The following is a 14908-nucleotide window of genomic DNA, read 5'->3' as shown; positions in this document are numbered from 1 at the left end:
AAGCAGCTCCTGAGCGTCGTTTTCCTTGTTTGTGCCTGACTAGAACGGTGGATCCTCGTTGCCGAAGTTGCTCTTCGGGAAAGGTTGCGGCGAAGCACCTAGGTCATTCATGCGCGAACCCAAGCGGATGGTGTTCGGCGCGAAACCCGGGTCGTCGTCGAAACCACTATCGAAGTTGCTGGCAGGTAGCTGGCCAGTATTGTAGTTAGCTGCTTCAGGTGCAAAGCCACCGCTGTCGAGGTCGGCGAACTTGGTGAAGCGGCCGATAAACTTCAGCGGAATGGTATCGAGGCCGCCGTTACGGTGCTTGGCAATAATTACCTCGCCTACGCCCTGTGTGGGGTTACCCATTTCGTCTTCGGTAATGCCGTAGTACTCGGGGCGGTACAAGAACATTACCATGTCGGCGTCCTGCTCGATCGAGCCCGATTCGCGAAGGTCGCTCAGCTGCGGGCGTTTGTCGCCGCCGCGGGTTTCTACCGAACGCGAGAGCTGCGACAGGGCAATTACCGGGATGTTCAGTTCCTTGGCAATGCCTTTGAGTGCGCGCGAAATCGAGGCAATTTCCTGTTCGCGGTTGCCGCCGGGCTTGCCGTCGCCGTTGCCGGTCATCAGCTGCAGGTAGTCAATGATGATCATCTGAATGTCGTGGTGCGACTTCAGACGACGGCACTTGGTGCGCAGCTCGCGAATGCTCAGGCCGGGCGTATCGTCGATGAAAATAGGCGCGTTCGAGAGGGTAGCAATTTTGTGGTTGAGTTGCTGCCACTCGTAATCGGCCAGGTTGCCCTTCTTGATTTTTTCTGAATCCAGCTCCGCTTCCGCCGAAATAAGACGGTTTACGAGCTGAATTGAGGACATTTCGAGCGAGAAGAACGCCACCGGCTTTTTATCGAGCACGGCCGCGTTGCGCATGCACGACAGCACGAATGCCGTTTTACCCATAGCCGGACGGGCCGCAATGATAACCAAGTCCGACTTCTGCCAGCCCGACGTTACGCGGTCGAGGGCCACCATGCCCGAGGTTACCCCAGTGAGGCCGCTGGTTTGCTTGCTCTTCTCCTCCAGCTCCTTGATGGCTTTACCCATCAGGCTGCGCATGTCGTCGAAGTTCTTGCGAATGTTCGATTCCGACACTTCAAACAAGGCCTGCTCCGTTTGGTCGAGCAGGTTAAACACGTCCATCGTGTCCTCGTACGCGTCGCGGTGCACGTTGGAGGCAATGGCAATCAGCTCGCGCTTAATCGCATGCTCCGTGATGATGCGAGCGTGCGTTTCGATGTTGGCGGCCGACTGAATGCGGTACGTGAGCTGGGCTACGTACTGGGGGCCTCCGGCCATTTCCAGCGCGCCCATGGTGCGTAGCTCCTGCGTTACCGTCAGGATATCGATGGGCTCGGTTTTGTCAAAAAGCGACAAAATGGCCTGAAAAATCTGTTGATGCGCCTCCTTATAAAAGCTTTTAGGCTTTAGGATGTCGATAACGCTGGTGAGGGCATCTTTTTCGAGCATCAGTGCCCCTAGCACAGCCGACTCTAGGTCGAGAGCCTGCGGAGGGAGCTTGCCGGTTGGGTTGGTGGCTACCACGGGCTTGTTCCAGGCCTTATGGGCCCTGGCGGCCAATTGTTTAACGCGGCTGTTGCTTTCGTCCATCATCGTGCGGCAGATCCACTTATTCCGAAAGTACCAGAAAAGGGCTACAAAACTACGCCCGCCAGCGTGATTTGTCGACGTTGATTGCCGACAGAGTTTTCGCTACTTTGGCCCAATTAGCTCAGGTGTAGCGGCCGACGCGCCCGGCCTTTGTTACTTTTGTGGCTCGGCTTTTGAGCCGCCCCTGTGTAGCGTACCACCTACTGCCCGCATGGCTTTACCAAACTATCGGCGCGTCCACCTGATTGCGGTGGGCGGCAGCATTATGCACAACTTGGCCTTGGCACTGCACCGCCAAGGCGTACACGTCACTGGTTCCGACGACGAGATTTTCGATCCGGCGCGTACTCGCCTGCAACAGGCCGGCCTACTGCCCGAGCAGATGGGCTGGGACGCCGCCCGCATTACCGACGAACTCGACGCGGTAATTGTGGGCATGCACGCCCGCCCCGACAACCCCGAGCTGCACCGTGCGCAGGAGCTAGGTTTGCGCATCTTCTCCTTCCCCGAGTTCATTTACGAGGCCTCTAAGGATAAGCAGCGTATTGTAATCGGCGGCTCGCACGGCAAAACCAGCATCACCAGCATCATTCTGCACGTGCTGCGCCACCACGGCCGCAAGTTCGACTACGCCGTAGGGGCCCAGCTCGAAGGCTTCGACCTGATGGTGAAGCTGACCGACGACGCGCCCATCATCATCATCGAGGGCGACGAGTACCTCTCCTCGCCCGTGGATCGTCGACCCAAGTTTCACCTCTACCAGCACCACATCGGGGTGATTTCGGGCATCAGCTGGGACCACATCAACGTGTTTCCGACGGAGGAAAACTACCGCGAGCAGTTTGCCATCTTTGCCCGCATGACGCCCAAAGCCGGCGTACTGATTTACGATCAGGACGACGAGCAGGCGCAGCTGGTAAGCGTGCCCTCGAACCCCGATGTGAAATACGTAGGCTACGGCCCGCACGAGCACGTCATCAAAAACGGCGTCACTTCGCTTGTTACCAAAAAAGATGAGCTGGTGCCCATTCAGGTGTTCGGCGAGCACAACCTGCGCAACCTTTCGGCAGCCAAAGAGGTGTGCAAGCAGCTCGGCATCAAAGGCAAAGATTTTTACGAAGCAGTGGCCACGTTTAAGGGCGCGGCCCGCCGTCTCGAGCTGGTAAAGCAAGGCGCTACCTCGGTGGTGTACAAAGACTTTGCCCACGCTCCCTCCAAGCTGAAAGCTACCTCAGCCGCGCTCAAGAAGCAGTACCCGCAGCGCCGCCTGATTGCTTGCTTAGAGCTGCACACGTTCAGCTCGCTCAACCCCGATTTTCTGCCGCAGTACGAAGGCACCTTCGACTCGCCCGATGTGGCCGTGGTGTACTTCAACCCGCAGGTGCTGGCCCACAAGCGTCTGCCTCCGCTCAGCGACCTGCAAGTGGCCGAGGCGTTCCACCGAGCCGATTTGCGCGTGTTTACCGACAGCCGCAAGCTGGCCGACTTTCTGCAAGAGCAGAACTGGCAGAATACCAACCTGTTGATGATGACATCGGGCACCTTTGATGGCATCGACCTAGGCAAGCTAGCCAGCGAAGTCACCAACGCTTAGCACCTAGCCCGCAAGTTTGGCGCAATTGTAGCGCGGACTTCATTCGGCAGCCCGCAGGCAGGAACTTCTGATTCGTCGAACGAATGGAAATTACGACCCGCGGGCTGCGAATTGAAGTTCGCGCTACATACATTTAACGTGCTATGAAACCCACTCTTCTGCTACTCCACGGCGCCCTAGGTTCGGCGGCCCAACTCGAGCCCCTTGCCCAGCGGCTTGCTGCTGATTTTGAGGTGCACTCCTTTTCGTTTACCGGCCACGGCGGGCGCGAGCTGCACCCCGAGCAGTTCAACATGACGCACTTTGCCGCCGAGGTAAGCTACTTCCTGGCCGAGCACCAGCTCGACAATGTGCACGTGTTTGGGTACAGCATGGGTGGCTACGCGGCCATTTTGAGCGCCGTGTCCGATCCGGGCCGCATTCGTTCCATCACCACCCTAGGTACCAAATTCGACTGGTCGCCGGAGGTGGCGGCGCAGGAGGTGCAGATGCTGGATGCGGAGAAAATGCAAGCCAAAGTGCCGCAGTTTGTAGCGCAACTCCAGCGCACCCACGGCGAAGGCAACTGGCAAGCGGTAATAACCTCCACGGCCGCCATGATGCAGGAGCTGGGCACCGCCCCGGCTTTGCACGAGCTGAACCTCTCGGCACTGGCTATTCCGGTGCAGGTACTCGTGGGCGACGGCGACAAAACCGCGGGCGTGGAGCCCTCGCGGCAGTTTGCCATGTATTTGCCCACGGCCAGCTTCGATGTGCTGCCCAACACCCCGCATCCTTTCGAGCGCGCCAACCTCGACGACCTAGCCCAACGCATTCGGGCCTTTACCCAAGCCACGGCTACTGTTTAAGCACAGCCCCCAACGCACTAGCGGCCTGCACCACCTAGGGCAGGCCGCTCGTGCGTTTATTCGTCGGCGGGTTTGGGCGGTGACGGCGGCGCGCTGGGTTTCTTACGCCGGTCGGTGGTAAGCAGCAAAGCCAAGGCCGTCAGCGTCAGGCGCAAAATCCACTTTCGGCTCATCTGCTGCTGTTGGAGGAAGTGGCGAAAAACGAGTTCTTCTCCATGATTTCCAGGTCGCAGGTGCCACCGCCCGAGTTGTCTTCGCACGTAGAGCCGGTAATGGCGCTGCGGTTGAAGTTGAAGTAGCACATTTGGCAGCCGCGGCCCTCCAGCAGGTAACGCTCGGTGGCCGAGCTGAGGTACAGCTCGTTGTCGGTGGTGAGCTCCAGCGGCATGGCCATGGCCCGGAACATGCCGTTGCGCAGGCCCATGCCCACCAAAAAGTACGAGGGCTTCTCCTTAGCCGAACTTTGCACCTTGCGCACTTGGGCGTTGTTCACCACGGTGCCGTCGGCGAACTGCCGCGTAAAGTTTACCATCAGCTGCTGGCGCGGCACTTTGTACTCCACTTTTCCGGCCTCTACCACCGCTACCAACCGGTTGGGCGAATCGAGTACGCGCAGGCTCTCCTCTACCTTGCGGTTGGGGCCTTTGCCTTCGGGAAAATTTTGCCTGGAGGTTTCGCAGGCTGATAGTAACGCAACACCTAGGGCGGCGGCAGTAAAGAGGCGAGAAAAGCGGGTTGTAAACACAGGTGTGGGCCGCGTTAGCGGGCAGTATAATACTTACGCGCCTCTGGCAAATCGCGCTGGATATCGGCTATGCGCGTAGAGCTGGAGGGGTGGGTTGATAAAAACTCGATGTTGCCGCCTTGCTCTTGGGCTGCCATGCGCTGCCAGAACGAAACGGCCGTATCAGGGTTATAGCCGGCCATTGCCATGAAGATAAGCCCTAGGTGGTCGGCTTCCGACTCCTGGTTGCGACCATATTTTAGCAGGCCCAACTGCGAGCCTACGCCCACGGCTTGCAGAAACACATTTTGGGTGGCGGAGGGATTTTGACCCACGGCCGTGGAGAGCACCCCACCTAGGCCCTGGGTGGCCATTTGCTGACTCATCCGTTCGCTGCTGTGCTTGGCTACGGCGTGCGCCACCTCGTGGCCCATTACCACGGCCAGGCCGGCTTCGTCTTGCGTAACGGGCAGAATGCCCGTGTACACGGCTACTTTGCCGCCGGGCATGCACCAGGCGTTTTGCTGATCTTCCTGAATCAGGTTGAACTCCCACTGGTACCCCTCGAGTTGCGCGGAGGCGTTGTTTTGGCGGAAGTACTGCTCTACGGCTTGCTGTATGCGCTGGCCCACGCGGCGTACCATGGCGGTTTGGGCAGCGTCCGCGGAAAGGCGGCTCGACTGCAACACCTTTTGATACTCCTGCGCGGCCATGGCGTTCATTTCCTGGTCGGATACCAGATTTAGCTGCGAGCGACCGGTGATGGGCACCGTGGAGCAGCTCACGGCCGCGAACATGGCCGCGGCTACCATCAGTTTTTTTACCATGCTAAAGGTGTGCGTTTCGGAATGCGGTGACGGCAAAATCCGCTTCTGACAGCTAGAATACGCATTTCAGCCCAGCTCAGCGGTATGGCTGCTATACGTCGGCACCTAGGCCAAATGTTGTGCCGCGGCCTAACGCGCTCAGCAGCTTTTGCGTAAGGTGCCGCATTGCGCGCGTCGTTTTCTGCGCGGCCGCAATGGTGTACTTTTGCTTAGGGCCGGTCGTTTACCGGTTTCCTCCCCATCCCGACTCCGCCTCTCATGAAGATTCTCTGCATCGGCCGCAACTACGCCGAACATATTGCCGAGCTGAATAACGAAGTACCCGACGAACCCGTCATCTTTCAGAAACCCGATACGGCCCTGCTGCAGCGCGGCATGCCGTTCTTCTACCCCGAGTTCACCCAGGACATTCACCACGAGATTGAGTTGGTGCTGCGCGTGTGCAAAAACGGCCGCCACATCGAGGAGCAGTTTGCCGATACCTACTACGATGCCATTGGCCTGGGCCTCGACCTCACGGCCCGCGACCTGCAAAGCAAAGCCAAAAGCAAAGGCCTGCCCTGGGACCTTGCCAAGGGTTTCGACGGCTCGGCGCCCCTAGGTGCCACCTTCAAACCTGTATCGGAGTTTGCCGACCTCAAGAACATCAACTTCCGGCTGGAGGTAAACGGCGAGGTGCGCCAGCAAGGTAGCTCCGCCATGATGCTGCACGATTTCAACAAAATCATCAGCTACGTGTCGCGGTTCATTACGCTGAAAATGGGCGACCTGATTTTTACCGGTACGCCCAGCGGTGTAGGCCCCATACAAGTGGGCGACCAGCTTGTGGGCTACATCGAAGACGAGAAGCTGCTCGAAGTAGCCGTGAAGTAAGGAGTAGTTGGTTGATCGTCGTTTGTTGATTGTGCTGAAGAATAGCCTGCTCTCTACCTGGCTGCTGGCTGGCCCAGCCATGCTGTTGCTTGCCTCCGCAGCCCCCTCGGCCTGCACCACCGATACCGATAAAACGGAAAAACCCGCTGCAAAAGCCGCTACTGCGCCCCCCGACACGGTGGCAGTTGCGAAAGATTATTTCCTGTTCCCCATCAAGCCCGGCAAGCCCAACTTGCTGGCGGCCAGCATGGGTGAGTTGCGCCCCAACCACTTCCACGGCGGGCTCGACATCAAAACCGACGGCGTGGTGGGCTTGCCCGTGTACGCCTCGGCCGATGGCTACATTTCGCGCCTTAAGCAGTCGTCGTTTGGCTACGGCAACGTGCTCTACATCACCCACCCCAACGGGCTGGTAACGGTGTACGGCCACCTCAACCAGTTTAAAGGTCCGGTAGCTCAAGAGCTGCTGAAGCGTCAGTACGAAAAGCAGACCTACGAGCTTGAGCTGTTCTTCAAGCCCGGCGAGTTTGAGGTGAAGCGCGGCGACGTGGTGGCCCTTTCGGGCAACACCGGCGGCTCGGCCGGCCCGCACCTGCATTGGGAAGTGCGCGACGCCAAAGACACCCAGCTGAATCCGCTGCAGTGGGGTGGCTTTGCCGAAATTCAGGACCACGTGCCGCCCACCGCCGTGATGACAGCCGTGGAGCCATTGAGCATCGACGGCCGCGTGCAGGGCCGTTTTGAGAAACGCTTGTTTGCCCCCAAGGGCACCAACACCACGGGCTTTGCCGTGGCCGATACCATTCCTGTGGCGGGTACGGTGGGGCTGCTGCTACAGGGCTTCGACCGGTTCGATAACGCCTGGAACAAGAACGGCATTCAGCGGGTGGAGGTACGCGTCAACGGCGAGCCGCACTACACGCACGCCATCAACGGTGTTGGGTTCCCCGACGAAACCCGGCAGGTAAACCACCACACCGACTACGAGTACATGATGAGTGCCGGTCGCACCATGGAAAAGTTGTGGGTCGACGAGGGCAACACCCTGCCGATTTACGAAACCGGCCCCAGCAAAGGCCGCCTGCGCACCGAGCCGGGCAAGGTGTACACCGTTGAAATGCGCCTTTCCGACTCCTATGGCAACACCACGCCCCTGCGCATGGTGCTGCGTGGCGTGGCGCCCGAGTACTGGCAAACGCGCTCGGCCGCGGTGCGCAAGCCCACCCTGCGCTATGATGTGCTGCGCAACATTTTACGCGTAACCTGCGACGACACCACCCGCCAGGCGCCCAACCTGACGCTGCTACGTGGCAACCGCCAGCTGCAGCTGAAGCCAAGCTACACCGACCAAAGCCGCTCGGTGTACTTGTACGACTTGCGCGCCGGCCTGCCCGACTCCATGCGTTTCCCCGGCATCCGCCTGGCGCAGCGCTTCGATCGGGTGGCGGCCATTCCGGCCCAAACCGAGCAGTTGTTCTCCAATCAGCACCTGAACATCGCCTTCGGTCCTACCACACTGTTCGACACGCTGTACCTGCAAACCAGCTACAAAAACGGCCTCTGGACGGTGCAAAATCCGCGTACGCCGCTGCTGGCCCCCATTCGCGTGACCCTGAAGCCCGAAGTACCCGTGGCCGATAAACGCCGCTCGGCGGTGTACCTTATCCGCGGCAACGGAAGCATTTACCAAGGCAGCAAGTGGGAAGGCGAGGCCGTGTCGTTCTCCACCAAAATCCTGGGGCAGTACCGCATCCTCACGGATACCACGGCGCCATCGGCCAGGCTTGTAAGCAAAGGTTATGGCGGGCTCGTGTTCAAGGTAGGCGACGACCTTTCGGGCCTGGCCAGCTACCGCCTCGAGATTAACGGGCAGTTTAAGCGCCTGCGTTTCGAGCACAAGAACGCCACGCTCTATACCGAGCGCGAAGACACCCTTGGGCCACCTTTGCGCGGCACCGCTCGCCTGCACATTACCGATCAGGCCGGCAACGAAAAGACGCTCACCTTCCAGCTCTAATCAGAAAAAAGCGGAACCTCGGTTTCGCTTTTTTCTTGTGGGCCAACTCGTAGCCGTGGCTAAACCAGCGGCTCCGAAAGGCTAACGGTTAACGCGGGCTTAACGTACCTAGGGCTGGCACCTAACACCTAGGGCCCCAACCACACCCTCGATTTTATGCCTACTCCCAACATCCGTAAGCCTAGCCTGTGGACTGCCGCTGCGGCTACTGTGGCTGCCGGAGCGGCCGTGTACGCCATTACCCGCCGCAAAAAACCCGAGCTCGTTACCGTTTCGCACGTCGATTTGCATCGGTACGCTGGCTTGTGGTACGAAATAGCGCGCCTGCCGCAGCGCTTCGAGCGCCGCTGCACCAACGTAACAGCCGAGTACCGCCCCTTGCCCGATGGCCGCATCGAGGTGACAAATACTTGCCACAAAAACTCGGTGTACGGCCCCACCGAGGTAGCCCATGGTGTAGCCCGCGTAGCCGATTCCGAAACCAATGCCAAGCTGAAGGTGCAATTTCAGTGGCCCTTTGAGGGTGATTACTGGATCTTGACGCTCGACCCCGAGTACCAGTTTGCCTTGGTAGGTACGCCCAACCGCAAAGCCCTCTGGGTTTTGGCCCGCAAGCCGCACCTCTCGTTGCCCACCTTGCACAACCTCGTCGAAATTGCCCGGCAAAAGGGTTTTCCCGTCGAGAAGCTGATTTACACCGAGCAGCTCGAAACCAACTTGCCCTAGGTGCCACTGCCGCTGGGGCAACTAGGCACCTAGGAGGTGCTACATCTGGCTAAGGCTTTTACCTTTGCCCCGATGATTACGCTGAACCCCGGCGACCAAGCCCCCGACTTCGCGTCGCAAGACCAGCACGGCCAGACCGTGCGCCTTTCCGATTTGCGCGGCCAGCGCGTGGCCCTGTACTTCTACCCCAAAGATGATACCCCCGGCTGCACGGCCCAGGCCTGCTCGCTGCGCGATGGCGAGACGGAGCTGAAAGCGGCCGGCATCACCGTTCTGGGTGTCAGTCCCGATACGGAAGAGTCGCACCAGCGCTTTGCCCAAAAGTATGAGTTGCCTTTCCAGCTGCTGGCCGACCCCGATAAACAGTTGGCGCAGTCCTACGGCGTGTGGCAGGAAAAGAAAAACTACGGCCGCACGTATTGGGGCGTGGTGCGTACCACTTTCCTGATCGATGCCGAGGGCCGCGTGGAGCGCATCATCCGCCGACCCGATACAAAGAACCACGCTGCTCAATTGCTCAAGTAATTTCAGCCGCCGGCGGACCTCTTGTAGGCCCGCCGGTTTGGTTTTGGCGAGGTGCCAGCCACTGCCGATTTTTGCTGGCAACTAGGGCTTTCCCGTTAGGCTCTGCTGTAACCTTAGCTAGTGCGTTGCCGCATAAGGCGCCGCAAACGGCCACTTACCCACCGATTCTCCTCACTTACCCCATATGTCAGCTTCTTCTTCTCCCGCCGAAGCCACGGCGACCCGCTCCATCACCGAGCTCAAGCAAATTGCCGCGCAGGTGCGCCGCGACATCGTGCGCATGGTGCACGCCGTTAACTCGGGCCACCCCGGCGGCTCGCTGGGTTGCACCGATTTGCTGGTGGCCTTGTACTTCAAGTTCATGAAGCACACGCCCGAACCCTTCGACATGAATGGCGTGGGCCAAGACCTGTTTTTCCTCTCCAACGGCCACATTTCGCCGGTGTTTTACTCGGTGCTGGCCCGCTCGGGCTATTTTCCGGTTAGCGAGTTGGCTACCTTCCGCAAGCTCGATTCGCGCCTGCAGGGCCACCCTACCACGCACGAGCACTTGCCCGGCGTACGCGTGGCTTCGGGCTCGTTGGGCCAAGGCCTGAGCGTGGCCATTGGCGCGGCGCAAGCCAAAAAGCTGAACAACGACAACCGCACCGTGTACGTGCTGATGGGCGACGGCGAGCTGGAAGAAGGCCAGATTTGGGAAGCTGCCATGTACGCCCCACATCACAAGGTGGATAACCTGATTGCCGTAGTCGACCGCAACGGCCAGCAGATCGACGGCCCCACCGAGAAAGTGGGGGGCCTAGGTGATTTGCGCGCCAAGTTCGAGGCCTTCGGCTGGCAAGTAATCGAAGCCGATGGCAACCAGTTCGAAACGCTGCTGCCAGCTTTGGAAGAAGCGCAGTCGCTGCTTGGCCAAGGCAAGCCCGTAATGCTGCTGATGGATACCCAAATGGGCTTCGGCGTCGATTACATGATGGGCTCGCACAAGTGGCACGGCGTAGCCCCCAACGACGAGCAGTTGGAGAAAGCCCTGCAGCAACTCGAGGTGGAGCAGAACTCCGACTACTAAGCCTCCGAAAGGCATCGGCACAGACGATTATCGGGCGCTTGGCGTTAGTTAATAGTTCTGCTTTCTGCGCTTGTCAATGCTAGGTTAAGCTGCTCCTAACCTGTACTTTGTAGGAGCAGCTCCGGCCTCCACCGCATGTTACTCCGCACGCTCCCCTTCTGGCTTTTAGTAATCGTCGGCTTGCTAGCCGGCGGGCCTTTGTGCGCCCAGCAAGCTGGGCCGCAAAGCCAGCCCAAAACCACGCGCATCTTGTTTGTGCTCGATGCCTCGGGCTCGATGCTGGCGCCGTGGGAGGGCGAGCCGCGCTGGAACGTAGCCAAACGCTTGCTGGCCCGCATGGCCGATTCGCTCAACGCCTACCCCAACCTCGAGCTGGGTTTGCGCGCCTACGGCCACATGCACGACAAAGACGAAAACAACTGCGAAGACTCGCGGCTGGAAGTACCCTTTGCGCGCAAAAACGCGGCCGCCATCAAGCAAAAACTGCAGGAGCTAAAGCCGCAAGGCAACACGCCCATCACGTACTCGCTGATGCAATCGGCTTCGGATTTTCCGTCGGAGAAAACCTCGCGCAACGTACTCATTCTGATTACCGATGGGCTGGAATCGTGCAACGGCGACCCGTGTGCTACCTCGTTGGCTTTGCAGCGCAAGCGCATCTTTCTGAAGCCGTTTGTAATTGGCATTGGGGCTGAGCGCGACTTTGGTAAGCAGTTGGAGTGCCTAGGCCAGTACTACAACGCGGCCGATGTGAAGACCTTCCGGACCATCCTCAACGACGTAATTGCCCAAACCTTGGCCAAAACCACGGTGGCGGTAAACCTGACGGATGAGAACGGCCGGCCCGTGGAGTCGAACGTGAACCTGACTTTCCTGAACAGCCTCACCGACACGCCCGAGTACAACTACGTGCACTGGCGCGACGCCAAAGGCCAGGCCGATGTGCTCGACGTAGATCCGCTGCAGAGCTACGACCTCGTAATTAACACGGTGCCGCCGGTGCGGCAGGCCAACTTGCCCATTAAGCCGGGCAAGGCCAACGTACTGAGCTTCAAAACACCGCAAGGCACCCTCAACCTGCAAAACCCGCAGCTTACGCCCAACCCCTACGGCACCATGCACGCCGTGGTGCGGCAACAGGGCAACCCGGCTACGCTGGTGTCGCGGCCCTTCGGCAGCAAGCAAAAGCTGCTGGCAGGCAATTACGAGGTGGAAATTCTGACGCTACCTAGGCAGTTTCGGCGCGTGAGCATCAAGCAAGGTCAAGAAACCGTGGTGACGTATGATGCCCCCGGTGCCCTCAATATCCTCTCGGATTTAAAAGGCTACGGCAGCATTTACCGCCTGAACCAGGACGACACCCAAACCTGGGTGTACACCCTGGGCGATAATGCCAGCAGCAAAATCAACCTGACGATGCAGCCCGGCAACTACCGCCTGGTATTCCGCACCAGCACCGCTACCGGCAGCAAGTTCACCGACGTGCGCAGCTTTACCATCCGCAGTGGGCAAACCACCTCGGTCAGCATTTTTGGAAAGTGATGAACGTAGTCGACGTGCACCAACTCCCCTCCTCAGATGAGGAGGGGTGCCCGAAGGGCGGGGTGGTTGACGGGCGCCCGCGCCGCCAGAACCAACTTCGCTCGTGCATTTATCTCGTGCCTGATGCGCAAACGTAATGCTGATGCAGACTTGCAGCAAAGCATTATCTGTTCAATGGTCTGCCCTAGGTGGTATGGGCGTCAGCAACGTCCGTCAACCACCCCAGCGGCGGTAAACTGCCGCATCCCCTCCTCATCTGAGGAGGGGAGTTTGTTCTACCTCTTTTTTGAAACCCTCTCCCAACCTTATACATGAAAGATTTCCCGTACACCGAGAAGAAAGACACCCGCTCCGGCTTTGGCGCCGGCCTGCACGAGCTGGGCAAAACCAACGCCAACGTAGTAGCCTTGTGCGCCGACCTGATTGGCTCCCTTAAAATGGACGCCTTCGTAAAGGACTTCCCGGAGCGCTTCTTTCAGGTAGGCATTGCCGAGGCCAACATGATGGGCCTTGCAGCGGGCCTCACTATCGGTGGCAAAATTCCGTTCACGGGCACCTTCGCCAACTTCAGCACGGGCCGCGTGTACGACCAAATTCGCCAGAGCATTGCCTACTCGGGCAAGAACGTGAAGATCTGTGCTTCGCACGCCGGCCTCACCCTAGGTGAAGACGGCGCTACGCACCAGATTCTGGAAGACGTGGGCATGATGAAGATGCTGCCCGGCATGACCGTCATCAACCCCTGCGACTACAACCAAACCAAAGCCGCTACCCTCGCCATTGCCGATTACGAAGGCCCGGTGTACCTGCGCTTTGGCCGCCCGGTAGTACCGAACTTCACCCCGGCCGATCAAAAGTTCGAAATTGGCAAAGCCCTGATGCTGAACGAAGGTACCGACGTGAGCATCTTCGCTACGGGCCATTTGGTGTGGAAGGCCATCCTGGCTGGGCACTTGCTGGCTGAAAAAGGCATTAACGCCGAAATCATCAACATCCACACCATCAAGCCGCTTGATGAGGAAGCCGTGCTGCAATCGGTGCGCAAAACCCGCTGCGTAGTAACGGCCGAAGAGCACCAGATGCACGGCGGCCTCGGCGACAGCATTGCCCAGTTACTGGCCCGCGAGGAGCCCCTGCCCCTCGAGATGGTAGCCGTAAACGACTCGTTCGGCGAATCGGGCACGCCCGATCAGCTGATGGAGAAGTACGGCCTGAACGAAGCGGCCATTGTAGCGGCCGTTGAGAAAGTAATGAGCCGCCGCAAGTAAGCGGTTAGGCTACTCCAACGCTTCGACAACAAAGCCCCGGCTACCTAGGTAGCCGGGGCTTTGTTGTCGAAGCGTTGGAGAGCTGCAGCTTACTCGGCCGTAGTCGGATCGATAACCATGGCCACTTTGCTGATGGAGTTGGCCGGGAAGCCCCCTTTGGTGGCGTGCTCCCGTATCATATCCTCGTTGGGCGCGATGTACACGCAATAAATTTTGTCGTTGGTGACGTAGCTCTGCTGCCACTGAATTTCGGGGCCCATGCCGCGCAGTACGTCGCAGGAAGTTTGCGAAATACCCCGAAGCTGCTCGGGCGACAGGTTACCGGCTCCGGGTAGGTCTCTTTCAATAACAAACCTTGGCATAGCTGTGGGCATGAAGTTGATCCTACTCGTGTGGCTTTTCGGTAGCGCCCCGTTTTTTTAGTGGTTGCTGGCTTCCACTGGGCCTGATTACTGCCTTCGTTGTTGCAGAAGCTCCAGCACCTAGGTTACCTCAGGAGTGCGTTGGTGCCGCAACCAGGAAATGCTGTTCGCTTCTTCGCCTAGGTTCAGGCAGCGGCATGTGGCTACCAGCACCACCCCTAACACAGCCAGCCAGAGCATGGCCAGCCAAGGCATGTGCAGCGGCCCATGGCTCACCAACACTCCCGAGTGCAGCAACGGGTTTAGTACGCCCGTAACCACCACGGCATTGGCCGCCAGCGGCACCAGCAACATTCCTAGAAACACCGCTCCGCGCTTGGGGTGCATTAGCGCATCGTGGGCCCGAATGGCAGGCGGCACCACCAATAACAGCACCAGTATGATGGTAACCAGCCAGCTGGCCCCCCATTCGCCCATGAGCTGCTGCATCAGGTAGGTTTCGGGGCCGGCGGCCAGGGTAGCCGAGCTGAGCCGGGCTAATGGCAACCCGGCAAATACCAAAGCTAGCCCGAACGCCCGCGTGCGCGTTTGGTTTACCTCGTCGAGCAATTTGTAGCCCACCCACATTTGCGCATAGGGTAGTATTGCGCTCAGGGCCTGCCCGCCTAATTGCCCGGCCTCGGTGGCGGCGCAAGTAGCGCAGCTTTCCCACTCGCTAAAAGTGCGGTTGCCCCAGCAGCCACACACGGCGCGCATCAGCAGCATACGCAGGCTCATGCGTACCTCTTGGGTGAGGAACATGAGGGCCAGCAGTGCTACCGCGTAGCCGGAGGTAAGGCGGAATCGGAGCATAAGACCAAGCTGAATATTCTTCCGAAAC

At 59.1% G+C, this 14908-nt stretch carries 14 protein-coding genes; 9 read left to right on the top strand and 5 right to left on the bottom strand.

Going from position 1 to position 14908, the window contains the following annotated elements:
• Window positions 1-39: 39 nt before the first annotated feature.
• Window positions 40-1653, bottom strand: coding sequence for a replicative DNA helicase (dnaB, locus tag ASU33_RS08920; protein WP_059070331.1), 1614 nt, complete (start codon window positions 1651-1653; stop codon window positions 40-42).
• A 211-nt stretch (window positions 1654-1864) separates the two neighbouring features.
• Here dnaB and ASU33_RS08915 point away from each other — a divergent pair, with 211 nt between their 5' ends.
• Window positions 1865-3247, top strand: coding sequence for a UDP-N-acetylmuramate--L-alanine ligase (locus ASU33_RS08915; protein ID WP_059070329.1), 1383 nt, complete (start codon window positions 1865-1867; stop codon window positions 3245-3247).
• Between the two features lie 143 nt (window positions 3248-3390).
• Window positions 3391-4095 carry an alpha/beta fold hydrolase gene (locus ASU33_RS08910; RefSeq protein WP_059070327.1) on the top strand — a complete coding sequence of 235 codons (705 nt, stop codon included), beginning with the start codon at window positions 3391-3393 and terminating at the stop codon, window positions 4093-4095.
• 169 nt (window positions 4096-4264) lie between these two features.
• On the opposite strand, the gene ASU33_RS08905 is transcribed toward ASU33_RS08910, so the two are convergent.
• Window positions 4265-4840 carry a hypothetical protein gene (locus ASU33_RS08905; protein ID WP_059070325.1) on the bottom strand — a complete coding sequence of 192 codons (576 nt, stop codon included), beginning with the start codon at window positions 4838-4840 and terminating at the stop codon, window positions 4265-4267.
• A 14-nt stretch (window positions 4841-4854) separates the two neighbouring features.
• Window positions 4855-5646, bottom strand: a complete 792-nt coding sequence (locus ASU33_RS08900) for a M48 family metallopeptidase (RefSeq protein WP_059070322.1) — start codon at window positions 5644-5646, stop codon at window positions 4855-4857.
• Between the two features lie 258 nt (window positions 5647-5904).
• Between ASU33_RS08900 and ASU33_RS08895 the strand changes: the two genes are divergently transcribed.
• From ASU33_RS08895 to ASU33_RS08865, 7 genes are all read left to right on the top strand, one after another.
• Complete coding sequence (locus tag ASU33_RS08895; RefSeq protein ID WP_059070319.1) at window positions 5905-6519, top strand: fumarylacetoacetate hydrolase family protein; 615 nt, start codon at window positions 5905-5907, stop codon at window positions 6517-6519.
• Between the two features lie 31 nt (window positions 6520-6550).
• Window positions 6551-8536 carry a M23 family metallopeptidase gene (locus ASU33_RS08890; RefSeq protein ID WP_149867122.1) on the top strand — a complete coding sequence of 662 codons (1986 nt, stop codon included), beginning with the start codon at window positions 6551-6553 and terminating at the stop codon, window positions 8534-8536.
• A gap of 156 nt (window positions 8537-8692) precedes the next feature.
• On the top strand, window positions 8693-9262 hold the full coding sequence (locus ASU33_RS08885) for a lipocalin family protein (RefSeq protein WP_059070315.1): 570 nt from the start codon (window positions 8693-8695) through the stop codon (window positions 9260-9262).
• A gap of 75 nt (window positions 9263-9337) precedes the next feature.
• Window positions 9338-9787: a thioredoxin-dependent thiol peroxidase gene (bcp, locus tag ASU33_RS08880; RefSeq protein ID WP_216818557.1), complete on the top strand. Its 450-nt coding sequence runs from the start codon at window positions 9338-9340 to the stop codon at window positions 9785-9787.
• 184 nt (window positions 9788-9971) lie between these two features.
• Window positions 9972-10856, top strand: a complete 885-nt coding sequence (locus ASU33_RS08875; RefSeq protein ID WP_059070311.1) for a transketolase — start codon at window positions 9972-9974, stop codon at window positions 10854-10856.
• Window positions 10857-10991: 135 nt separating this feature from the next.
• On the top strand, window positions 10992-12398 hold the full coding sequence (locus ASU33_RS08870) for a vWA domain-containing protein (protein WP_059070309.1): 1407 nt from the start codon (window positions 10992-10994) through the stop codon (window positions 12396-12398).
• Window positions 12399-12709: 311 nt separating this feature from the next.
• Entirely contained in the window at window positions 12710-13666 is a 957-nt protein-coding gene (locus tag ASU33_RS08865) for a transketolase family protein (RefSeq protein ID WP_059070307.1), read from the top strand.
• Between the two features lie 89 nt (window positions 13667-13755).
• Here the strand turns inward: ASU33_RS08865 and ASU33_RS08860 are convergent, their stop codons facing one another.
• Complete coding sequence (locus tag ASU33_RS08860; RefSeq protein WP_059070305.1) at window positions 13756-14028, bottom strand: DUF4242 domain-containing protein; 273 nt, start codon at window positions 14026-14028, stop codon at window positions 13756-13758.
• 120 nt (window positions 14029-14148) lie between these two features.
• Window positions 14149-14880 (bottom strand): hypothetical protein, encoded by a 732-nt coding sequence (locus tag ASU33_RS08855; protein WP_059070303.1) that lies wholly within the window; start codon window positions 14878-14880, stop codon window positions 14149-14151.
• Window positions 14881-14908: the final 28 nt, after the last annotated feature.

The sequence above is a fragment of the Solirubrum puertoriconensis genome, from assembly GCF_001483135.1.
Lineage (GTDB): Bacteria > Bacteroidota > Bacteroidia > Cytophagales > Hymenobacteraceae > Solirubrum > Solirubrum puertoriconensis.
The sequence above is the reverse complement of the archived record's forward strand: the minus strand, read 5'-3'. Positions and strand labels throughout refer to the sequence as shown.